This window comes from Roseomonas sp. FDAARGOS_362 (assembly GCF_002754815.1).
In the GTDB taxonomy this organism is placed as follows: domain Bacteria; phylum Pseudomonadota; class Alphaproteobacteria; order Acetobacterales; family Acetobacteraceae; genus Roseomonas; species Roseomonas mucosa.
Genome location: NZ_CP024588.1, coordinates 2,526,279 through 2,547,451, shown reverse-complemented (window position 1 = coordinate 2,547,451; position 21,173 = coordinate 2,526,279). Strand labels below are relative to the sequence as shown.

Below are 21,173 nucleotides of genomic sequence, written 5' to 3'. Positions count from 1 at the left end.
CGGTCAGAAGCGATACCGGACGGAGCCGGTGACCGTGCGGCCATAGCCGTACCAGCACCAGGCATAGCCGTAGCAGCTCGAGACATAGCGCGTGTCGGCGAGGTTATCGATGTTCACCGCCGCCTGCATGCCCTTCAGCTCCTGCATCGCCTGGCCGAGGTCGTAGCGCAGGGCCGCGTCGAACAGCGTCACGCCCTTCACCTTGAAGGTGTTGGCGTCGTCGCCCCAGCTCGGGCCGAGATAGCGCATGCCGCCGCCCAGGCCGAGCCCGGACAGGAAGCCGCTTTCCGCCGGCACGGTGTAGTCGAGCCAGGCCGAGGCGGTGTGCTTCGGCTGCGCATACGGCACCTTCCCCTCCAGGCTCACCGTGGGGCCGGTCGAGCCCGCCACCGCCGGATAGATCCCGTAGTCCCGCCGCGTCGTGGTGTTGCTCTTGGTGTATTCCATGTCGAGATAGGCATAGGCGGCGGTGAAGCTCAGCCCGTTCCCCAGCTCGCCCTTGGCCTCCAGCTCGACGCCGCGTGAGCGTGTCTCGCCCGCCTGCACGCTGTAGTTCGGGTTGACCGGGTCCGTGGTCAGCACGTTCTGCCGCACCAGGTCATAGACCGCGGCGCTGAACAGCAGCCCGCTGCCGGGCGGTGCGTAGCGCAGCCCGGCCTCGTACTGGCGCGACGTGATGGGCTCGAAGGGCTTCAGGAAACGGTCCGTGCCGCTCGATGGCTCGAAGCCTTCCGTGTAGCTGACATAGGGCGCGAGGCCGTTGTCGAAGAGGTACACGGCCCCGGCGCGGCCGGTATAGGCGTCGTTCGTCTGGCGCGGGTTGCTGGTCAGCCGGTCCGTCGCCACCGACCGGTTCTCGGTGGTGGCATCGTACCAGTCGCGCCGACCGCCGAGCAGGACGACCAGCTTGCCCAGCTTCAACTGGTCCTGGAGATAGACGCCGCTCTGGTTGGTGCGCTGGCTGGAATAGGTGCTGAAGCCCGGCCAGACGGTGTTCTGTCCGCGGTAGATCGGGTCGAACAGGCTCTGCCGCCGGATCCGGGCCCCTGCCGCCGTGTTGTAGGCGGTGGAGCCGGTATAGGTGTCCTGCAGGATGCGCGTGTAGTCGTAGCCGCCGAGGACCGTGTGCTGCACCGGCCCGGTGTCGAAATTCGCCTGGACCTGGTTGTCGATGTTGAAGACGTCGAAATCCGCGTCCGTGCCGTAGACCGAGCGGACCGTCTGCAGCATGTCCGGTGTCACCGCCGAGCCGTAGAGGCTGCGGTACGTCCCCTTCGTGTGCATGTAGCGGAAGTTCTGCCGCACGGTGAAGACGTCGTTGATCCGACGCTCCGCCAGATAGCCGATCTGGTAGTGCTCGCGGTTCAGGCGCTCGAAATCCGGGTCGCCGTCGTAGTAGCGCATGCGGATCCGCCCGTTCGGATTCGGCAGCGCCGAGCCCCAGGCCGGCACGCCGCCATAGGAGCCGGCCTCCGGGTCGCGCTGGTAGTGTCCGAGCAGCGTGATGCGCGTATCGGCATCCGGGCGCCAGGTCAGCGAGGGAGTGAAGAAGTACCGCCGCACCCGTGTCTCGTCGAGCTCGCCATCGCCCTCGGCATAGGAGCCGATGAAGCGCCCGAGCCACTCTCCCCGCTCGTCCAGCTTGCCGCTGACATCGCCCGCGAAGCGGACATAGTCGCGCGTGCCGGCCTGCAGCAGCACCTCCCTGATCCGCTCCTCGGTGGGCCGCTTGCTGACGGCGTTGATCAGCCCGCCGGGCGGCGTGGTGCCGAACAGGACCGAGGCCGGGCCGCGCAGGACGTCGATCCGCTCCAGCCGGTAGGTGTCGAGGCTGGGATTGGCGTCACGCCCGCCGGCGAGCCGCATGCCGTCCAGGAACTGCGCTGGGGAGTAGCCGCGGATCGTCATCTGGTCGAGCCGCACGGCCGCCGAGCCGCGCGTCTCCGGCACCACCCCCGTCGTGTAGCGCAGCGCCTGGTTCAGGTTCAGCGCATCGCGCGCCCGGATCTCGTCGGCGGTGATCACGGAGATCGACTGCGGCGTCTCGATGATCGGCGTGTCGGTCTTGGTGCCGGAGGCGCTGACCCCGGCCACGAATCCGCGCACCGGGCTGGAGCCGGTCTCCGTCCGGCCCTGCACACTGACTTCCGGCAGCGTGACGGTGGAGCTTCCGGCGTCTTGTGCCCTGGCAAGGTTCGTGGGGATGGCGACGGCGGCGAGCAGGACGAGCGGAGAGACGCTGCTGCGTCGGCAGCAGGGCGTGACGAGGCGGCGCGGCACTGAAACTTCCCTCAGAGTGTATGATACTAATAATCAGTATCACATAACAGGCTTGTCATTTAAGTCCACTGCCGGATGCGAATTGGTTTGCCGTGCAAGGAAGGGGGGCCATCCCGGGCTGTCCGGCCGGATTGCCGGGACGAGGCGGGACGCTCAGGAGCACGCCGCCGGGCAACTGGAGGTTGACCCTGCCCAGAAGTTGGTGGACGAGGCATCCGATCGGAGAGAATCGTGCTGCTGCTGCGCTGGGTCAGCTTCCGGGGGCGGGTATCGCTCGGTCGCTACTGGATGGCCTATATCCTGCCGCTCTTCGTCCTGTACTGGCTCTTCGTCGGGCTGGACGCGGCGATCTTCGGCGCGCCAACCTGGCAGCCGGTGCCCTCGCCCATCCCCGCGGTGCAGGCCGCGGAGGCCTGGCGCTTCGAGCAGAGCTACGTCTTCTACCCCGGTGGGCCGATCACCGGCGTGTGGCTATGGCTCTCCTGGCTGCCCGGCCTCGCGGGCATGACGAAGAGGTGGCACGACCGGGGGCGCAGCGGCTGGTGGAACCTCCTGCTGCTGTTGCCCCTCATCGGCTGGCTGTGGCTGTTCATCAGCCTGTGCTGCCGCGACGGCATCCGGGGCCCGAACCGCTATGGCCCCGACCCCTTGGAGGTTCCTGCCCGGGCGGTGCGCGGATAGGGCGTCTTCGGCGCGCCGCCAATCCTGCTTTCCGTGGCGGTGCCCGGCCGGGCGGCGTTGATGGAATGGAGGCCGGTGTTCCGCCTGCCGCCCTGGTGGAGTGGCCGTTCCGGGATGAGGCTATCCCGCCCGCCGCTTGCCGCTTTCCGTCCCCCGCGACGGCTGATAGCGTCCTTTTCAAGCGTCTCCCCGAGAGCGCCTTTCCCGCATCGCCGGGAGAGCATCGCAGAACGGGGGGCATTGGAGGAAACACATGGCATCCGTCGAGCAACGGACGATGCGGAAGGTGGCCTGGCGGCTGATCCCCTTCCTGATCGTCTGCTACTTCATCTCCTATCTGGACCGCGTGAACGTCGGCTTCGCCGGCCCCGCGATGCGGGCCGAACTGGGCCTCTCCGCCACCGCCTTCGGCACGGCGGCGGGCATCTTCTTCCTGGCCTATTTCGTCTTCGAGGTGCCGAGCAACCTCGCGCTCAACCGCTTCGGCGCGCGGCTCTGGATCGCCCGCATCATGTTCACCTGGGGCCTGCTTTCCGGCGCTCAGGCCTTCGTGACCGGCGAGACCAGCTTCAACATCGTCCGCGTCCTGCTCGGCGCCGCCGAGGCCGGCTTCTTCCCCGGCGTGATCTTCTACCTGACGCTCTGGTTCCCCTCCGCCTATCGCGGGCGGATCATCGGCTGGTTCATGTTCGCCATTCCCTTCTCCTCGGCCATCGGCTCGCCCATCTCGGGCTACCTGCTGAACATGGACGGGATCTGGGGGCTGCATGGCTGGCAGTGGATGTTCATCATCGAGGCCATCCCCGCCCTGCTGCTGACCGGCGGCGTGCTCTGGTACCTGACCGACCGTCCCGCCGAGGCGAAGTGGCTGGAGCCGGACGAGAAGGAATGGCTGGACCGCCAGCTCCGCGCCGAGCAGCAGACGCGGGAGGCCGTCCACCGCATGGAATGGTGGCAGACCCTGCTGAACCCGCGCGTGCTGGGCTATGGGCTGATCTATCTCGGCCTGGTCTCGCCGCTCTACGCGCTGGGCTTCTTCCAGCCGCAGATCCTCAAGGCGGTGGGCGAGATCTCCAACGTCCAGCTCGGCTTCCTCAACGCCTTCCCCTATGCGGTGGGCGCCATCAGCATGGTGCTCTGGGGCTATTTCTCCGACCGCACCGGCGACCGGAAGTGGAGCACGATCTTCGCCGCGTTCTGCGTCACCGTGGGCCTCATCCTGGCCGCCAGCACGCCGGACCTGACGCTGAAGATCCTGGCCCTGGCGCTGGCCAGCTTCGGCATCTTCTCCGCCCTGCCGATCTTCTGGACGCTGCCGACCGCCGTGCTCAGCGGCACCGCCGCCGCGGCCGGCATCGCCTGGATCAACTCGGTCGGCAATCTCGGCGGCTATTTCGGCCCCCAGATCTTCGGCATCATCAGGGACCGCACCGGCGCGGACTACTACGGCTTGCTCTTCCTGGCCGCCCTGCCGGTCATGTCGATCGTGCTGATCCTCGTCCTGGGACACAACCGCGCCCTGGAACGCGCCGCCACCGCCCCGGCGGAGTAGCGCCGGAGCCGGCCCGCCCGGCGGCGGCGGAACGGGAGAACCGGGCCGGGGAGTGTTCCCCGGCCCCTCCGGCGCCATGGGGGCGGCCCTCGCGGACCGCCCGGTCCGGCAGCGGCGGCTACCGTTCCGCGAAGTCGCGAAGCGGCGAACGGAACGGGGCTCCGGGGCTCCGTCCGGCACTGGAGCCGGCCTCGCTGAAGTCGGTGGGCGATGCGCCCGGCATGTTCGCCGTCGTGTTCATCTGCTCGGCGACCTCGCCGTACCGTGCATCGACGCTGCTGGACCCCGTATTGCTGAAATCCGTCGGCGAGGAGCCGAGATCGGTGCGCGATGTCCGCTCGTAGCGGGCGGAGCCGAAGGTCCGGCTTGAGGCATCGTTGGAGAAATCCGGGCTCTCGGCCCGTGCGGCCATGGTCCAGAAGGGCAGCGACAGGGCCAGGCCGGCGGCGAAGAGGGTGGTGCGCATGGACGTGGGCTCCCATGAATGTTGTTGCGAGGTCCCCATCCTTGCTCCCCCGCGCCGGCCCCCGCTGTCCCGCAAGGAACAGTGCAAAATCGAAACGTTGAAGCCCGCCTCCCGGCCGCGCTAGCATCCCCGTCCCTGAACTCCCGCGACCGGGACAGGGACGCGCCTTCCCGGTCGCACGGCTTCGCACCGGCCAGCCGTTCCGCCGGGCCCATTCCCGGGCGGGGGCCGATCCGGGGCCTTCTCCAGTCAGAAGCGGGCATGGACGCGTCATGGCATTCCATCCGGATACGCGCCGTCTTCTCGATGGCGTGGCCTTTCTGGCCCTGGTTCCGGCCCCCGCGAAGGAGCGGCTGACCGGGATCGCGCGGCCTGTCCACTATCCGTCCGGCCGGACGCTTTTCCGCCGTGGCGATGCGGGGGAGGGCCTGCTGATCGTGCTGGACGGGCTGGTGCGGGTGCACCTGTCCACCGCCGATGGCCGCGAGCTTTCCCTGGCGCTGGTCGGCCGGGGCGAGCCGATCGGCGAACTGGCCATGGTGGATGGCGGCCCGCGCAGCGCCGATGCGACGACCTTCACGCCGGTCTCGGCGCTGCTGATGCGGCATGACGACGTGGCGCCGCTGATCGCGACGGACGTGGCCTTCGCCGGGGCCCTGCTGCGTACCCTGGCCGCCCGCCTGCGGCATTCGAGCGACCAGGTGGAGGCGATCGGGCTGCATAGCCTGCGTCAGCGGCTGGCCGCGGTCCTCCTGCGCCTCGCCGCCGTGGAGCCCACGGGTCTCGTCAGGCTGCCCCAGGCGCAGATCGCCTCCCTGTCCGCCGCCACCCGGCCGAGGGTGAACCACCTGCTCACCGAGTTCCGCCAGCAGGGGCTGGTCGAGCCCTCGCGGGCCGGGCTGCGCCTGCGCGACCCGGCCCGGCTGCGCGGGATCGCCGAGGGGGCCTGACGCGGATCGCGCAGAAGGGCCGCAGCACCGAACACCGCCCGGATCAGCCCTCCGCCCGCATGCGCCGGGCGAGGTTCTCGCCGATCATGACGCAGGTGAAGTGCAGGTTGGCGCGGCAGTCGGTCGGCATGATCGAGGCATCGGCGACGCGCAGCCCGCCCACTCCCTTCACGGTCAGGTCCGGGTTCACCACGCCGCGCGGGTCTTCATAGGCCACCATCCTGCAGGTGCCGGCGGCGTGCTGGATGTCGCCCGCCTCCCGCAGCATCAGCGCGTCCAGCTCGCCATCGGGCAGGGCGGCGGCCTGTTCCATCGTCAACGGGCTCTCGCCGAAGGTGATGCCGTCGCAGAGATCCGCCACGGCGGGCTGCCGGGTGATGCGCGCCAGGCGCCGCACCGCGTCGCGCAGGCGCAGCCGGTCGTCCGGGTGGTCCAGCATGTTCTCCTCCACCAACGGATTGGCTTCCGGATCGGCCGAGACCAGTTCCAGCGAGCCGCGCGAATAGGCGTCGTAGAGGGCCGCGCCGATGGCGCCTTCCGGCCCCGGCTCCGGCGTGATCGCGCCACGGTGGTTGTAGGCGATCATGATCATGTCGCGCTCGCCGCCGCCGCCCAGGTTGCTGCTGTAGGTCAGGCAGCAGTTCGTGTGGCGCGCATCCAGGCCGGTGGCGCGGTGCTCCGGCTTCAGCTTCAGCGTGGCGCGCAGGATCGGGTGGTCCATCAGGTTCTGCCCGGTGGCCGGCTGGTCGAACAGCACGGGGATGCCCAGCGCCCGCAGCCTCGCCGCCGGCCCGATGCCGGAGCGCATCAGGATGGCGGGGCTGTGGATCGCGCCGGCGCAGAGCACGATCTCCTTTGCCCGGATCTCCTCCCAGGCCCCGCCGCCGAAGCGCACCCGCACGCCCACGGCGCGGCTTCCCTCGAAGAGCACCTTGTCCACCAGGGCCTCGCCGCGGATCTCCAGGTTCGCCCGCCCGCGCGCCGGCTCCAGATAGTCGGCCTTGAATAACTCGTAAGGCACTGATCTAGCTGTGAGATTTTCCGGGCTCGGCGACCTGGATTTGCAGGGTTCGATTGTTTTCGACGACAAACCCTGCGAATCTTGTGGGCATGAAGCACCGCCCGCGCCCGCCGGAACAGGCCGATCTGCTGCGGCCGCGGCTGGTCGACATGATCGATGGGCGGCACGAACTGGTGCGGCTGGCGGCGCTGATCGACTGGTCCTGGTTCGAGCGGGAATGGGCCGGCTTCTTCCCCGCCGCTGAGGGACGGCCGGCCACGCATCCGCGTCTGGTCGCCGGGCTGATGTACCTCCAGCACGCCCATGGCCTCTCCGACGAGGCGGTGCTCGCGCGCTGGGTGGAGAACCCGTACTTCCAGCACTTCACGGGTGAGACCTTCTTCCAGCACCGTGCGCCCATCCATCCCTCCTCTCTCAGCCGCTGGCGCGGTCGCATCGGTGAGGAAGGTGTCGAGTGGTTGCTGACCAGGACGATCGAGGCGGCTCAGGCTTCGGGAGCTGTGACGTCGAACAGCTTGGCCGAGATCGCAGTGGACACCACAGTGATGGAGAAGGCCATCGCCCATCCGACCGACAGCCGCCTCTATGAGCGGGCCCGCCACTCGCTGGTGACGCTGGCGCACAAGGCCGGGATCGCCCTGCGCCAGAACTACAATCGCCTGGCGCCGCGCCTGGCCGGCCAGGTGGGGCGCTACGCCCACGCCCGGCAGTTCCGCCGCATGCGCAAGGCGTTGCGCACGCTCAAGGGCTACACCGGCCGCATCCTGCGCGATGTTGAACGCAAGCTCGGCGCCGTCCCTGACGGGCCACTGCGGGCGCGCATCGAGCAGCGCATCGCCCTCGTCACCCGCCTGCTGCTCCAGACACCGAAGTCGTCCCGCAAGCTCTACGCCCTGCACGAGCCCGAGGTGGACTGCATCGCCAAGGGCAAGGCGCGGGTGCGCTACGAGTTCGGCACGAAGGTCAGCATCGCCACCACCCTCGCCGGTGGCTTCGTCGTCGGCATGCGCAGCCAGCCCGGCAATCCCTACGACGGCCACACCCTCGCCGACGCCCTCCAGCAGGTCGAGACCCTCACCGGCCAGCGTCCCAGCCTCGCCGTGGTCGATCGCGGCTACCGCGGCCATGGCGTCACGGCAACCAGGGTGCTCGTCAGCGGCACCAGCCGCGGCCTCACGCCCCGCCTGCGCCGGCTGCTCCGCCGCCGCAGCGCCATCGAGCCCGAGATCGGCCACATGAAGACCGATGGCCGCCTCGCCCGCTGCGCCCTCAAGGGCACGCTCGGCGATGCTCTCTACGCCGTCCTCTGCGGCTGCGGCCACAACATCCGCAAGATCCTCGCCCACCTCAGGGCCCTTTTGGCCGCTCTCCTCGCCGCCCTCCGACAGGCAATCCTCACCCCGATCAGCCAAGCCAGCGTCCCGACAGGCCGCACCCTGCTCGCAGGGGCGACAGCCTGAAGACGTTGTTCAAGGCCGACCAGATAGCCGTCATTGGTGGTGACGCGCCGGCCATCGCGGCTGTTGATCGGGTTGCAGGAGATGCCCTCGCCCGTCGGCGCGTTCAGGTCGGCCTTCCAGGGATAGCCCTCGGCCAGCCCGGCGTCGCGCAGCGCCAGGTCCACCACGCCCCATTGGTCGAAGGGCGCGCGATAGACCGGCAGCGGCCCGCCGCGCCGCACACCCGGCGTCGTGCCGGTGTCGGCATCGTCCTCGATCCGGTCGAAGAGCGGCAGCACGTCCTCCGCCGCCCAGCCCTCGCAGCCCGCCTCGGCCCAGCCGTCGAAGGCCTGCGGCACACCGCGGATGGCGATCTGCGCATTCACCGTGGAGGAGCCGCCGAGCGCCTTGCCGCGCCAGTAGAACCTGGGTTCCTGCGCCCTGGTGCGGCGGGTCATCAGCCCCGGCCACTGCCACTTCGCCTGATAGGCGGGGTCGTGCATGAAGGGGATGATGTTGGCGCTGCGCAGCTCGTGCGGCGCTTCGGCGGAGCGCCAGTCGCGCCCCGCCTCCAGCAGCAGCACCTTGCGGTGCGAATCCTCGGACAGCCGGGCGGCCACCGGGGCACCGGCCGAGCCGGCGCCCACCACGATCACGTCGTACATGTCAGTTCTTCCCGATGTTCCAGAAGAGCGGGATGGCGGAGGGGATCACGCCGCTCAGATTGGCACGATAGGCCGCCGGCTGCGCGAACTGCCCGAAGGGGATGCCGAGCCCCTGCTCGTAGACGATGGTCTGGATCTTCCCCGCCACCTCGCGCTGCGCCTCGCGCGTCGGCGCGCGGGCGAACTCGTCGAAGAGCGGCACCAGACGCTGGTCGCACATGAAGCCCGCCGTGGCGGAATCCGTGCAGTTGAAGTTGATCACCGAATTGGTCAGCGGCGAGGACAGGTCGAGCCCCAGAGCATGCACGCCATAGACGCTCCAGCCCGTGCGCTGCGTGCGGCGGGCCAGCAGCGTCGCCCAGTCCGTCATCTGCGCGTCCACCTTGAACCCAGCCCGCGCCAGCCGGTCGGCCAGGATCTGCGAGGCCACGCGCGGCGCCTCCAGGTCGCTGGCGATCATCACCACGACCGGCGTGCCGTCGTACTTCGTTTCCTTCAGCGCGCGGGCGGCGGCCTCGATCGACGGGTCCTGCAGCAGCGCCGTGCCGGCATGCGTCTCGTTGGTCGAGCCGCAGATGAAGAAGGCGTCGCAGCTCTGGCCGTAGCGGCTGTCGAGGCCCAGCCCCGCGATCACCTCCTTCTGGTCCACCAGCCGCAGCAGCACGCGGCGGATCGCCGGGTCGTCGAAGGGCCTGGCGGCGGTGTTGATGCGGTAGTGCCCGGTGAACATGTGCGGCCCGCTGAAGTCCAGCACCTTGAGCTGCCGGTCCTTCTCCATCACCGGCAGCAGGTCGAAGGGCGCGTACTGCATGTAGTCGATCTCGCCCTGCTGCAACGCCGCTGCCGCCGTGGCGCCATCCGGCACCACGCGGATGTCCAGCGCATCGACCTTCACCACATGCCCGCCGGCCAGGAAGTCCGCCGGCTCGGGACGCGGGATGTAGTCCGGATTCTTCCGCAGCAGCATCCGGTCGCCCGGCCGGTGGTCCGCCTTGCTGTAGACGAAGGGGCCGGAGCCCACGATCTCCGTCACCTGCGTGCTGCCCGGCGTGTTCGCCGCGATGCGGGCCGGCATGATGAAGGGCGTCGGGCTCGATGTCGTGCCCAGCGTGTCGAGCACGAGGCCGTAGGGCTCCTTCAGCACCAGCCGGAAGCTCTTCGCGCCCGTCGCCTCCAGCGAGGCCGCCACCTTCAGCAGCCGCCCGCCCAGCGCGCTGCGCGTGCCCCAGCGCTTCAGCGAGGCGACCACGTCCTCGCCCGTGACCGGCGCGCCGTCATGGAACCTCAGCCCGTCGCGCAGCGTGAAGTCCCAGGTCAGCCTGTTGTCGGAGATGGTCCAGGACTGCACCATCTGCGGCTGGATGTTGCCCTTGCCGTCCGGCGCGAAGAGCGTGTCGAACACCATGTAGCCGAAGGTGCGCGTGATGTAGGCACCGATGAAATGCGGATCGAGCGTGACGATCTCCGCCTCCAGCACGGCGTTGATCGTCTTCGCCCGCACCGGCCCCGCGGGCACCGCCAGGGCCGAGACGAGAACCGCCGCCGCCGCCAGAAGGCTTCTTCGCCACCAACTCATCGCTCTGCTCTCCCTTCGGACCCGTCCGAACGGGGCAGGCTGCCAGCAAGCGCGATGCCAGGGTAGGGCGAGGCCGGAGGAAAGGGCGCGCCTTTCCTCCGGAAACCGTGCCGCTCAGGCCCGCAGATGCTCGCGCAGGAAGTGCGCCACGGCGCCATAGATCCGCCGCTTGTTGTCGCGCTTGAGGAAGCCGTGGCCTTCGTCGGGGAAGACCACGTATTCCACCGGCACGTCCCGTGCCTTCAGCGCCGCCACGATCTGCTCGCTCTCATAGGGCGGCACGCGCGGATCGGTCAGGCCCTGCGCCACCAGCATCGGGCAGGCGATGCGGTCGGCGCGGTGCAGCGGCGAGAGCCGTTCCAGCAGTGCCGCGTCCTTTACCGGGTCGCCGTATTCCGCCGCGCGGTGCCCGACGCGCCAGGGCCCGGTGCGCTCGAAGAAGGTCTTCCAGTTCGCGATGCCGTAATAGTCCACCCCCGCCGCCCAGAGTTCCGGGTATTCCGTCACCGCCGCCAGCACCATCCAGCCGCCGTAGCTCTGGCCCATGATGGCGATGCGCGACCCGTCCAGCCCCGGCTGCCCGCCGATCCAGCCATGCGCCGCCGCCAGGTCGCGCACGCTGTCCAGCCGCAGCTCGCGGTCATCCAGCGCCGCATAGGCGCGGCCATAGCCGGTGCTGCCGCGCACGTTCGGCACCACCACGGCGATGCCGAGCGAGAGCACCGTCTGCAGGTCCGGCCGCCAGTTCGGCCGCGCCTGTCCCTCCGGCCCGCCATGGACCCAGAGCAGCACCGGCCATCCGCCCGCGGGCGGCGTTCCGGCCGGCAGCGCGAGATAGGCCGGCACCTCGCGCCCGTCGAAGGTCGGGAAGGACACCGTCTCCCAGTCCCGCATCCCCTCCGGCGCCGGGCTGGCGGCGAAGATCATCCGCGCCGCGCTGCCACGCTCCGCCAGCCAGATCGTCCCCGGCGCGGTCGGCCGGGCGAGGTCGAAACCCACGGCCCGCCCGTCCTTGCGCCAGCTGATCTTCGTGATCACCCCGCGCGGATGCGCCGGCTCCTCCAGCACGGCCCCGGTGGCAGCATCCACCAGGCGCAGCCGCGACCAGCCGCCCTCGTTCACCACCACTGCCAGGATGGACTGGTCGGGCGAGACCTCCATCGCCTCCAGATCCGCCTCGGGCGCGTACAGGAAGCGCGGTTCCCCGCCCGGCGCCATGAAGGCCGCGCCCAGGAAGTCCCGCTCCCGGTCGGTCACCAGCCAGAAGCCGCTGCCATCCCGCTTCCAGCGCGGGAAGAGATGCCGCCAGTCGCCCTCGTGCGGCGCCAGCGCCTCCACCGCGCCGCCGTCGAGCGGCACGCGCAGCAAACTGTCCTCGAAGGTCCGCGGCGCCACGGCCAGCACCAGCGCCTGCCCGTCCGGCGTCCAGCCGCGCAGCTCGTGCGGCCCCTCGACCTCATGGGCCCGCCACGCCTCGCCACTGGCGAGGTCGATCACCACCGGGTCCGTATGCGCCGGGTCGCGGCTGTTGGCGGTGCAGGCGATCCGTGTCCCATCCGGCGAGAAGGCGCCCCAACCATGGATGGCCCTCGGATTTGCCGTCAGCGCCCGCGCCTCCCCCTCTGGCGGCAGGGCATAGAGCTGCACCCGTTCATCCCCCGCCGTGTCGCGCCCGAAGACCGCGCCCCCATCCGCCGGGCTGCCCGCCACGAAGGCGACCGGATCGCGATGCGCGCTGCGCGGCCGCGCCTCGCCGCCGCCGGCCGGAATCTCCCAGACCTGTGCCGATCCATCGGCGTCGTTGAGGAAGTACAGCCGCCCATCCGCCGCGAAGGACGGGGCGATGGCGGCAGGGGCGGCGAGGAGGCGGTCGATCCGCCGGGTCAGGTCGGTCATGGCCGCCATTTGCAGCACCGGGGCGCCGCCCTGGGAAGCGCCCCCCGGCTGCAACGCCGTCATGCCTCGGCAACCTGATGCCTCCTGCTGCGTTGCAACATCGTGCCCCTTGAAGATCCATGCCGCATCGCCAGATACCATCCCGTCGGATGGTAATAGGATGGTACTTGGATGTCAGCCGAGCTTCACAGCCTGAGGCCGCGTAGCGGTGGCGAGACCGAGAAGATCACGATCAATCTCGGCCCCGTCGATCTTGGCCACATCGACCTGCTGGTCCGGGACGGCTTCTATTCCACCCGGACGGACTTCATCCGCACCGCCATCCGCAACCAGCTGGAGCGCCATGCCGAGGCGACGCGGCAATCGGTGGCGCGGCAGCAATTCGACCTCGGCACGCGCCACCTCGGCCGGGCCGAGCTGGAACGCCTCCGCGACTCGGGGCAGACCCTACGCCTCCACGTCGTCGGACTGGCCAGCATCGCCGCGGATGTGTCCCCGGACCTGGCCCGCGCCACCATCGACTCCGTCACCGTGCTCGGTGCCTTCCAGGCGAGCGCGGCCGTGAAGGCGGCCCTGGCCGACCGGATGGGCTGAACGCCCGCTCCACGAAGCTTTCCCAACCACCCCCTTCCCGGACAGGCGGCGGCCCCGGCCGCGTCCTGCCCTGGCCAGGAGAAGACAGCCGAGATGACCAGCATCCTACCGCGCGAAATTGCCGAGGCCGCGCGCCTCACGCGTGACGGACGGCTCAGCGAGGCGACGGCGCTGCTGCGCCGGCACCTGACGGGCGAGGCAACCCCTGGCCAGCCGGACCCGGGCCAGCCAGGCTCCGGCGGGGCATCCCCCGGACCACGCCCCGGCCCGGCTCCCTCCCGGCCGTCCACCCTTGGGTCATCCTCGGATGGAGCAGCCGGCAAGCCCGGCGGAGCCGCCGGCCTGGCCGAGGCCGGGGCCATGGCGAAGCAGATCCTTTCCGGCCTGCCCGGGGCGCTGCGCGGCCTGACGGAGCTCCCCGGCCGCCTGCCCGGCATGCTCCAGGGCGGCTGGTCCGCCCCCGAGGCCCCGCAGCCCCCGGCCCCGGAGGGCGCGCAGTTCCTCGCCCGCAGCTTCGAGGGCGAGGGTGGTCGCCTCGCCTACCGCCTCTACATCCCCGCCAGGCGTGGCACGGGGCCCATGCCCCTGCTGGTGATGCTGCATGGCTGCACCCAGTCGGCGGAGGACTTCGCCGCCGGCACGCGCATGAACCAGCTCGCCGAGGAGAAGGGCTTCCTGGTCGCCTATCCGGCCCAGTCCGGCAGCGCCAACATGCAGCGCTGCTGGAACTGGTTCCGCCCCGGCGACCAGCAGCGCGACGCCGGCGAACCCGGCCTGATCGCCGGCATGGCGCGCGAGATCCTGCGCGAGGACGGCGCCGACCCGAGCCGCGTCTATGTCGCGGGGCTTTCGGCCGGCGGTGCGGCGGCGGCGATCCTGGCCACCCGCTACCCGGATCTCTTCGCCGCGGCCGGGGTGCATTCCGGCCTGGGCTGCGGTGCCGCGCGCGACCTGCCCTCGGCCCTTTCCGCCATGCGCCAGGGCGCGGCCGGCCTGCCGGCGCCTCCGGCCGGGGCGGGCGCGCGCCTCGTGCCCACCATCGTCTTCCACGCCGATGGCGACAGCACGGTGAACCCGCGCAACGGCGACCAGATCATCGAGCAGCTGCAGCGCAGCCTGCCGGTGGACTGGCGCATGCGGGTGGAGGAAGGCCGGGTGCCCAACGGCCATGCCTGGCGCCGCACGCTCTATGCCGATGGCAGCGGCCGGCACCCGCTGGAGCAATGGCTGGTCCATGGCGGCGGCCATGCCTGGTCCGGCGGCTCGCCCGACGGCTCCTACACCGATCCGAAAGGCCCCGACGCCTCGCGCGAGATGCTGCGCTTCTTTCTGGAGCATCCGAAGGGCTGACACGGGTGGATCGGGGGGCAAGGCTTCGGCTGAGGCAGTGCCTCAGTCCCCCGAGCCCCTCTGCCCGCCAGGACCCTGCGGCTCCTGGACCCGGTTCGCCGGTGCGCGCTGATGCCGGAGCACGCCAGGGCTGCCAGCGCGGAGACGGTGTGTTTCCTGCGCCCGGGGTTGGAAACGGGCCCGGCGCCAAGGCCTGGGCAACCCGTCTGAAACGAGGATGGCGCCGCCCCGGACCGGGACGGCGCCATCCTCACCTTATCGGGGCGGTACGGTCAGCCGGCGATGCTCTTGCCCTTGGAGCCGAGGTCGGCGAAGGCCTCATCCAGACGGGCGACGATGCCGAGCTCGGCTGCGCGCAGCCACTTCCGCGGGTCGTAGAGCTTCTTGTAGGGCTTGCCGGTCTCCGGATCGACCTGGAACTCGAAGGCCTTCGGGTTCGCCTTCACATAGTCGCCCACCGGCTTGGCGAAGGCGAACTGCGTGTCCGTGTCGATGTTCATCTTGAACACGCCATAGCTCACCGCCTCGTGGATCTTCTCCTTCTCGGAGCCGGAGCCGCCGTGGAAGACGAGGTTCAGCGGCTTGGCTCCGCCGCCATGCCGCTCGGACACCAGCGCCTGCGAGGACTTCAGGATCTCCGGCCGCAGCTTCACGTTGCCCGGCGCATAGACGCCGTGGACGTTGCCGAAGGAGGCCGCCACGGTGAAGTGGCCGAGCGGGCTCAGCTTCTCATAGGCGTAGAGCACGTCCTCGGGCTGGGTGTAGAGATGCGCGTTGTCGGCGGACTCCTCCAGCTCGTGGCCGATGCCGTCCTCCTCGCCGCCGGTCACGCCCAGCTCGATCTCCAGGCTCATGCCCATCGGCGCCATGCGCTTCAGCACGCGCACGCATTCCTCGACATTCGGCTCCAGCGCCTCTTCCGAGAGGTCGAGCATGTGCGAGGAGAAGAGCGGCTTGCCCGCCTTGGCGAAATGCGCCTCGCTGTGGTCAATCAGCGCATCGACCCAGGGCACCAGCTTGCGGTCGGCATGGTCGGTGTGCAGCACCACGCAGATGCCGTACTGCTCGGCCAGCAGGTGCACGTGCTGCGCGGCGGAAACGGCGCCCAGGACGCGCGCCTTGGCGGCGTCGGGGCAGCCTTCGCCGGCCATGAAGCGGGCGCCGCCATTGGAAAGCTGGATGATGACGTCGGACTTGTTCTTCGCGGCGGCTTCCATCACCGCGTTGATGCTGTCGCTGCCGACCACGTTCACGGCGGGCAGGGCATAGCCGCCGGCCTTGCAGGCCGCGACCAGCGTCGCATAGTCCTTGCCGGAGACGACACCCGGCTTCAGGCGGGTGGCCGGGTTCAGGGTCGCTGCGTCACTCATGGGGTATCCCTTCGGCGGACGGTTCTGCCGGCCAGTGTAGCATGCTGCGCCGCCCAAGCCGACCGGGACCGGGCCAGGAATATCCGCGAAAGCCCTCTCTTGTGGAGAGGTTGAAGGGGCGGAAACGGAAGCGGGCCGTTTCCGCCGGCCGGGAGGGGGCGCCCGGGAGAAGAGCTCCCCGGCAGGGCCCCCGGAAGCGGCGGGGGGGGGCGGGAAGAGCCGGAACGGGCTCCGCGGGCGGGCGGATCGCGCTCAACCCTGGCCGCAGACCTGCCGCACGTAGTCGCGCCCGGCCTGGGTGGTCGGCGCGGCGCGGAGGCACCAGTCGGGGCGCGGGGCCGTGGCGGCCGGCACCTGGGCGCGGACCTGCTGCAGCCGGGGCTGGCCAACGGGCCGGACCATGACGTTCTCAGGCTCGGCCGGCGCCACCATCACGGGGGCGACGCGCGCCTGCTGGGCCTGCTGCGCCTGGGCCGCCGCCAGCTTGGCCTGTTCCACGTCCCGCAGCGCCCTGGCGACGTTCGGGTCCTGCGCCAGCAACGCCATGGCCACGTCGTCCCGCCCCATCGCATGGAAGGCGGCCGCGTTGGCGCGGCGGGAGCAGCCCTCGCTTTCGCTGCCCAGCGAGGCGGTGAAGCCGCCGCCCAGGAAGGCGCCGCCGATCTGCGCCGCGGTGGTGCAGGGCGCCACGGACAGCGCGCCATAGACGCTCGGCACGTTCTCGACGCCGCCCTTGTAGGTGACGGTGTTGGAGCCGCTGCTGGAGCCCGAGCCGCTGACCACGATGGCATTGGCCACCGCGCCCGCCGAGGTGCTGCTGGACTGGGTCTGGGCCGAGGCGGGAAGGGCGGCGAAGGCCAGCCCCACCGCCAGCATGCCCGCGCCGAGGAGGCGTGCCACCGGCACGCCCCGCTCAGCCGGCTGCTTCGCCACGCGGCTCACTGAGCGGACCCGGCGGGCGCGAAGCCCTGGCCGCTGAACGCGCCCTGCCAAGCGCTGCCGCTGAAGTCCACGCCGCTGGCGAAGGACGAGCCCGGGCCCGTGGCGCCGCCCCAGGTGGCCGAGAGGCCTTCCACGCTGGAAGTGCCGCCGCTGTTGAAGGAGTAGACCTTGCCCGCGCTCTGGGAGGCGGCGCTGGTGTCGCCGATCCCCTTGGCATAGCTGCCACCGGTCACGCCGGCGCTGCTGAACTGACTGCTCCCGGAAAAGTTCTGGGCTATGGCGATGCCCGGCATGGTCGCGCCCAGGGTGATGGCGCTCGCCATAAGAGAGGCTTTGAGAATGGCACGCATCGATCTTTCTCCCCATGGCATTTCATTTAAATGACAACGTATCAATTTTTATTAATCTGTGAACGAAGTGTCAACTTCTGATTGCGTGTCCACAAAGCTGTGAACGTCTTCGCAACTGCACGCGGAACACAGTGCCGGCACGCCCGGCTCGCCCCAGCCCGACTGGGCACAACCCGGGGCAATGTCATCTGGAAGTCATATGACGGACGATCTATGCATCGTTGGTCATTCCATTCCCCTGGCCCGCGCGAGGACGGAGACCGACCATGGCCCGATCCGCAGTCTCCCGACCCGATCCCCAGGGCACTGCTCCCCAGGACATCGCTTCCCAGGGCATCGATTCTCCCGGGGAAGGTCCCGCCCGCCCTGGCGGCGCGTTCCTGCCCCGCTCCGTGGCGCAACCCCGCCGCGCCAGCCTCGCCGTCCAGGTCTGCGACGATCTTTCCGCCCGGATCGAGGCTGGCGAGCTGCGCCCCGGCGACAAGCTGCCGACCGAGAAGGAGCTGATCACCCGCTATGGCGTCAGCCGCACCGTGGTCCGGGAGGCCATCTCCAGCCTCCGCGCTGCCGGGCGCCTTTCGGTGGAACAGGGGCGCGGCATGTTCATGCTCGCCCCGCCCCAGGCGCCGCACTACCGGCTGGAAGCCTCGCAGATCGACACGGCGGAGGAGATGCTCCGCCTGATCGAGGTGCGGGTCGCGCTGGAATCCGAGGCCGCCTGGCTGGCCGCCCAGCGCCGGGGCGAGGCCCAGGCCGCGGCGCTGCTGCAGGCCGCGGAGCGCTTCGGCACCGACCCCGCCGATGCCGACGGCTCCGTCGCCATGGACCGGACCTTCCACCTCCAGATCGCCGGCTGCTGCGGCAATGCCTATTTCGAGGCGCTGCTCGCCGGCCTGCCCGCGCAGCTCGTTCCGCGCTCCCGTCTGGAACTGTTCCGCGATGCCGAGGCCCGGGCGGCCTATCTCCGCATCCTGCGCATCGAGCATGTGCAGATCGCCACCGCCATCCTGCACGGCGACGCGGAGGGCGCGCGCGCCGCGATGCGCCTGCACCTGCTGAACAGCCGGGAGCGGCTGCGCGAGGCGGTTTCCGCCTTCGCCGCCGGCTGACCCCGCGTCTTCCCGCTTGCGTTCCGGCTGGTCCATTCGTAAGACGTCATACCAATATATGTTTGTATCCAGGCGATGGAGAGCGGCATGACGGAGCATTTCACCCCGGAGGCCTTGAAGGCGAAGCTGCCCACCGGGCTCCTGTCCTTTCCGGTGACGGATTTCACTCCCTCCGGTGACCTGGATGTGGACGGCTATCGCCGCCGCCTGGAATGGCTCTCGCCCTACGGCACCGCCACGCTCTTCGCAGCCGGCGGCACGGGCGAGTACTTCTCTCTCACCCCGGGCGAGTTCTCCCGGGTGGTGAAGGCGGCGGTGGAAGGGGCGGCGGGCCAAGTCCCCATCGTGGCCGGCGCCGGCTACGGCACTCGCACCGCCATTGAATATGCGAAGGAGGCCGAGCGACTCGGCGCCGCCGGCATCCTGCTGATGCCGCCCTACCTGACCGAGACCTCCCAAGCCGGGCTGCGTGCCCATATCGCGGCGGTCTGCAAGGCCACCTCGCTCGGCGTCATCGTGTATAACCGTGCCAACTGTCGGCTGAAGCCCGAGACGCTGGCCGCCGTGGCCGAGGAATGCCCGAACCTGATCGGCTTCAAGGACGGCGTCGGCGACATCGAGGCGATGACCGCCGTGTACAGCGCGCTGGGCGACCGGCTGACCTATCTCGGCGGGCTGCCGACGGCGGAGGTCTATGCCGCCGCCTATCTCGCCATGGGCGTGCCGACCTACTCCTCGGCGGTGTTCAACTTCATCCCGCGCACGGCGCAGGACTTCTACGCGGCCGTCACCACCGGCGACATGGCGACGGTGAACCGGCTGCTGAAGGACTTCTTCTTCCCCTACCTCGCCATCCGCAACCGTCAGCCGGGCTATGCGGTCAGCATCGTCAAGGCGGGTGCCGAGATCATCGGCCGCGGCGCCGGCCCGGTGCGCTCGCCGCTCAGCGACCTGACAGCGGAGGAGAAGCAGAGCCTGCGCTCTCTGGTCGAGAAGCTCGGCCCGCAATAAGGTCTACTGGCTCCGATCTCACGGAGGGGCGCGGCGTCACGCGCAGGCGCAGCGCCCGCCGTGCCTGCTTGTCCGCATACATCAGCCGATCGGCCTCCTGGAGTGCGGCTTGCAGCGAGCTGGCCGAGGGATCGACAGTCGCGACGCCGAAGCTCGCGCCTGGATAGTCGAAGCTGCAGCCGGCGAAGACATAGGTCCCGATCAGCAGTGGCGCCAACTGTCTGCGCATCACAGCGGCCGCTTCGTCCGGAGCATCCGGCCTGGACGGGGCGGCCAGCCTGATCACGATGAATTCGTCGCCGCCCCACCGTCCCGGCACGTCGCCGGGGTGCAGACCGGCCGAGAGGCGTCTTGCAACCTCGACCAGGAACTTGTCGCCGATCTCGTGTCCGTAGGTGTCGTTGATCGTCTTGAATTCATCCATATCGATGAACGCCACAAGAATCGACTGGCGTGTCCGCTTCGCCAGCGCAAAGCACTGACCCAGATCGGCCAGGATCGCGCGCCGGTTCGGCAGGCCGGTCAGGGCGTCGTAATTCGCCGCGTACCGTTCCTCCTGCCGCTGTAACACCATCTGTCCCGCGACACGGCCGGAGAGCAGGATCAGGACGAGGCCGAGCGCCGCGACCAGCCCCGCCACCCAGAAGTGTTGCCGGCGCATGGGGGCCAGGGGATCGAGCGAAACCAGCGTGAGCAGTTGATACGTCCTGTCGGACAGGGGCTGGCGCCGCAGCAGATAAAGATGCCCGTCGATCTGCCACTGGCCGGCCTGCTCCGGGCCGGTCATGGCGCGAATGTCCATGGGCTTGCCGATATCTTCGTCGCCGTCCGGAGGTTGCAGGATGTCCGGTGGCAGAAGCGCGGCCACATTGCGCAGCATGAACGGCGCGGACGAGGAGGTCGTCACGCGCCCCTGGCGATTCACGATCAGGGCGATGTGCTGCCCTGCCAGATAGAGCGCCATATCCGGTGCGTCGAACTTCACCGTGACGGAGCCCTGCGTCACGTCGTCGGCGTCCTCGATACGGCTGGACACGAAGTAGGACGGCGTTCTGTTCAGGCGGGCGATACCGAACATCTGCCCCTTGCCGTGCTGCAGGGCATCGACGAGGTATCTTCGTTCCCGATAGATCATCCCGACGATGCTGTCGGGCTCGGCCCAGTTGCTGGCCGTTACCGTGTCATCCGACAGGTTATTCATATAGATCCGGGCGTAGCGCAGGTCGCTGGACAGACTGTTCATGAAATCGCCGACGCTGCGCACCAAGGGGTCGCGTGTGAAATATGCGGCGCGCTGCTGGCGTGTTAAGCTGGCCAGGTCTGGCGGATCGACCCGATAGCGGGTGGCAAGCTGGATCACCCTGCTCTGATGCGCCACCATATTGGCCACGCTGCTCATCTCGGTGAACAGCCGGTCGACGATGCGCGCGGTTGTTCTGGTGTCGTATTCGGCGCTGGCAGCCAAGTCGCTGAGCCGCTCCGTCATGATATACCGCGACATCCACCAGCTCAGGCCAGTCACCAGCACCAGCCAGACGCCCGCGACGACCAGTGTCACACGCCGCGCGACAGATGGCATCTGTGGCCCGAATAGCCCTTGCCGTTGTAACACGCTGCGCACACTATCCTCGCGGGCAAAACCGGGGTTCAGGACAACTTACCCGGCATTCTCGATATTCTGGCGGTTCGATCAACGTCGATGATTTCCTTGGCACCCTGGAACTGCGAATCTGGATGTGGCCAGGGAAGAGTACGTGATGATCTGGCGCTGTCATGCGCCCCGCGGGCGGAAGGGCGCGGATGGGCTGTTTCGTGAAGCCTCATGCGGCTACCTATCCGTCGCGTCGGAGCGGATCGCCATGACCATCGGATGCACCCTGCGCGAGGACCGTTCGGCGCGGCGGAAGGGGCAAGAGCAGCC

Annotated in this window: 17 protein-coding genes and 1 pseudogene; 8 read left to right on the top strand and 10 right to left on the bottom strand. The window is 69.6% G+C overall.

All coding sequences use genetic code 11. The features are described from left to right. Window positions 1-3 precede the first annotated feature (3 nt). On the bottom strand, window positions 4-2,280 hold the full coding sequence (locus tag CTJ15_RS16310) for a TonB-dependent siderophore receptor (RefSeq protein ID WP_226945960.1): 2,277 nt from the start codon (window positions 2,278-2,280) through the stop codon (window positions 4-6). 231 nt (window positions 2,281-2,511) lie between these two features. On the opposite strand from CTJ15_RS16310, the gene CTJ15_RS16305 reads away from it, so the two are divergent. Continuing rightward, on the top strand, window positions 2,512-2,961 hold the full coding sequence (locus CTJ15_RS16305) for a DUF805 domain-containing protein (protein WP_019462194.1): 450 nt from the start codon (window positions 2,512-2,514) through the stop codon (window positions 2,959-2,961). A gap of 253 nt (window positions 2,962-3,214) precedes the next feature. After that, window positions 3,215-4,513 carry an MFS transporter gene (locus tag CTJ15_RS16300; protein WP_026033394.1) on the top strand — a complete coding sequence of 433 codons (1,299 nt, stop codon included), beginning with the start codon at window positions 3,215-3,217 and terminating at the stop codon, window positions 4,511-4,513. 118 nt (window positions 4,514-4,631) lie between these two features. Here CTJ15_RS16300 and CTJ15_RS16295 read toward each other — a convergent pair whose 3' ends face one another. Beyond that, window positions 4,632-4,979 carry a hypothetical protein gene (locus CTJ15_RS16295; RefSeq protein WP_075822008.1) on the bottom strand — a complete coding sequence of 116 codons (348 nt, stop codon included), beginning with the start codon at window positions 4,977-4,979 and terminating at the stop codon, window positions 4,632-4,634. Window positions 4,980-5,251: 272 nt separating this feature from the next. Between CTJ15_RS16295 and CTJ15_RS16290 the strand changes: the two genes are divergently transcribed. Next, a complete protein-coding gene (locus CTJ15_RS16290) occupies window positions 5,252-5,929 on the top strand; it encodes a Crp/Fnr family transcriptional regulator (RefSeq protein WP_019462197.1) in 678 nt (225 codons plus the stop codon). 43 nt (window positions 5,930-5,972) lie between these two features. On the opposite strand, the gene CTJ15_RS16285 is transcribed toward CTJ15_RS16290, so the two are convergent. Then, window positions 5,973-6,950 (bottom strand): GMC family oxidoreductase, encoded by a 978-nt coding sequence (locus tag CTJ15_RS16285; RefSeq protein ID WP_226945959.1) that lies wholly within the window; start codon window positions 6,948-6,950, stop codon window positions 5,973-5,975. Window positions 6,951-7,039: 89 nt separating this feature from the next. Here CTJ15_RS16285 and CTJ15_RS16280 point away from each other — a divergent pair, with 89 nt between their 5' ends. Further along, complete coding sequence (locus tag CTJ15_RS16280; protein WP_226945876.1) at window positions 7,040-8,410, top strand: IS5 family transposase; 1,371 nt, start codon at window positions 7,040-7,042, stop codon at window positions 8,408-8,410. A 56-nt stretch (window positions 8,411-8,466) separates the two neighbouring features. On the opposite strand, the pseudogene CTJ15_RS16275 reads toward CTJ15_RS16280, so the two are convergent. The 3 genes and pseudogenes from CTJ15_RS16275 to CTJ15_RS16265 all read right to left on the bottom strand — a co-directional run. After that, window positions 8,467-9,054, bottom strand: a pseudogene (locus CTJ15_RS16275) (GMC family oxidoreductase N-terminal domain-containing protein); the annotation flags it as partial. Window position 9,055: 1 nt separating this feature from the next. Further along, window positions 9,056-10,630: an ABC transporter substrate-binding protein gene (locus tag CTJ15_RS16270; RefSeq protein WP_075822010.1), complete on the bottom strand. Its 1,575-nt coding sequence runs from the start codon at window positions 10,628-10,630 to the stop codon at window positions 9,056-9,058. Between the two features lie 114 nt (window positions 10,631-10,744). Next, complete coding sequence (locus tag CTJ15_RS16265; protein WP_226945958.1) at window positions 10,745-12,589, bottom strand: S9 family peptidase; 1,845 nt, start codon at window positions 12,587-12,589, stop codon at window positions 10,745-10,747. A 108-nt stretch (window positions 12,590-12,697) separates the two neighbouring features. On the opposite strand from CTJ15_RS16265, the gene CTJ15_RS16260 reads away from it, so the two are divergent. Both CTJ15_RS16260 and CTJ15_RS16255 read left to right on the top strand, forming a co-directional pair. Further along, window positions 12,698-13,120 (top strand): CopG family transcriptional regulator, encoded by a 423-nt coding sequence (locus CTJ15_RS16260; protein WP_075822011.1) that lies wholly within the window; start codon window positions 12,698-12,700, stop codon window positions 13,118-13,120. A 93-nt stretch (window positions 13,121-13,213) separates the two neighbouring features. Then, window positions 13,214-14,470: a PHB depolymerase family esterase gene (locus tag CTJ15_RS16255; protein WP_026033395.1), complete on the top strand. Its 1,257-nt coding sequence runs from the start codon at window positions 13,214-13,216 to the stop codon at window positions 14,468-14,470. A gap of 272 nt (window positions 14,471-14,742) precedes the next feature. Here the strand turns inward: CTJ15_RS16255 and fbaA are convergent, their stop codons facing one another. From fbaA to CTJ15_RS16240, 3 genes are all read right to left on the bottom strand, one after another. After that, on the bottom strand, window positions 14,743-15,840 hold the full coding sequence (gene fbaA, locus CTJ15_RS16250) for a class II fructose-bisphosphate aldolase (RefSeq protein WP_019462203.1): 1,098 nt from the start codon (window positions 15,838-15,840) through the stop codon (window positions 14,743-14,745). Between the two features lie 252 nt (window positions 15,841-16,092). Next, on the bottom strand, window positions 16,093-16,773 hold the full coding sequence (locus CTJ15_RS16245) for a hypothetical protein (RefSeq protein WP_126281901.1): 681 nt from the start codon (window positions 16,771-16,773) through the stop codon (window positions 16,093-16,095). Window positions 16,774-16,778: 5 nt separating this feature from the next. Next, window positions 16,779-17,132, bottom strand: a complete 354-nt coding sequence (locus tag CTJ15_RS16240) for a hypothetical protein (RefSeq protein ID WP_126281900.1) — start codon at window positions 17,130-17,132, stop codon at window positions 16,779-16,781. Between the two features lie 266 nt (window positions 17,133-17,398). On the opposite strand from CTJ15_RS16240, the gene CTJ15_RS16235 reads away from it, so the two are divergent. Further along, the gene (locus tag CTJ15_RS16235) at window positions 17,399-18,241 is read left to right on the top strand and encodes a FadR/GntR family transcriptional regulator (protein ID WP_226945957.1); all 843 of its coding nucleotides are present in this window, start codon (window positions 17,399-17,401) and stop codon (window positions 18,239-18,241) included. An 87-nt stretch (window positions 18,242-18,328) separates the two neighbouring features. Then, complete coding sequence (gene kdgD, locus CTJ15_RS16230; protein WP_019462206.1) at window positions 18,329-19,252, top strand: 5-dehydro-4-deoxyglucarate dehydratase; 924 nt, start codon at window positions 18,329-18,331, stop codon at window positions 19,250-19,252. On the opposite strand, the gene CTJ15_RS16225 is transcribed toward kdgD, so the two are convergent. Next, window positions 19,185-20,810, bottom strand: coding sequence for a diguanylate cyclase (locus tag CTJ15_RS16225; RefSeq protein ID WP_083755592.1), 1,626 nt, complete (start codon window positions 20,808-20,810; stop codon window positions 19,185-19,187). The two genes, kdgD and CTJ15_RS16225, sit on opposite strands and share 68 nt — an antisense overlap. Window positions 20,811-21,173: the final 363 nt, after the last annotated feature.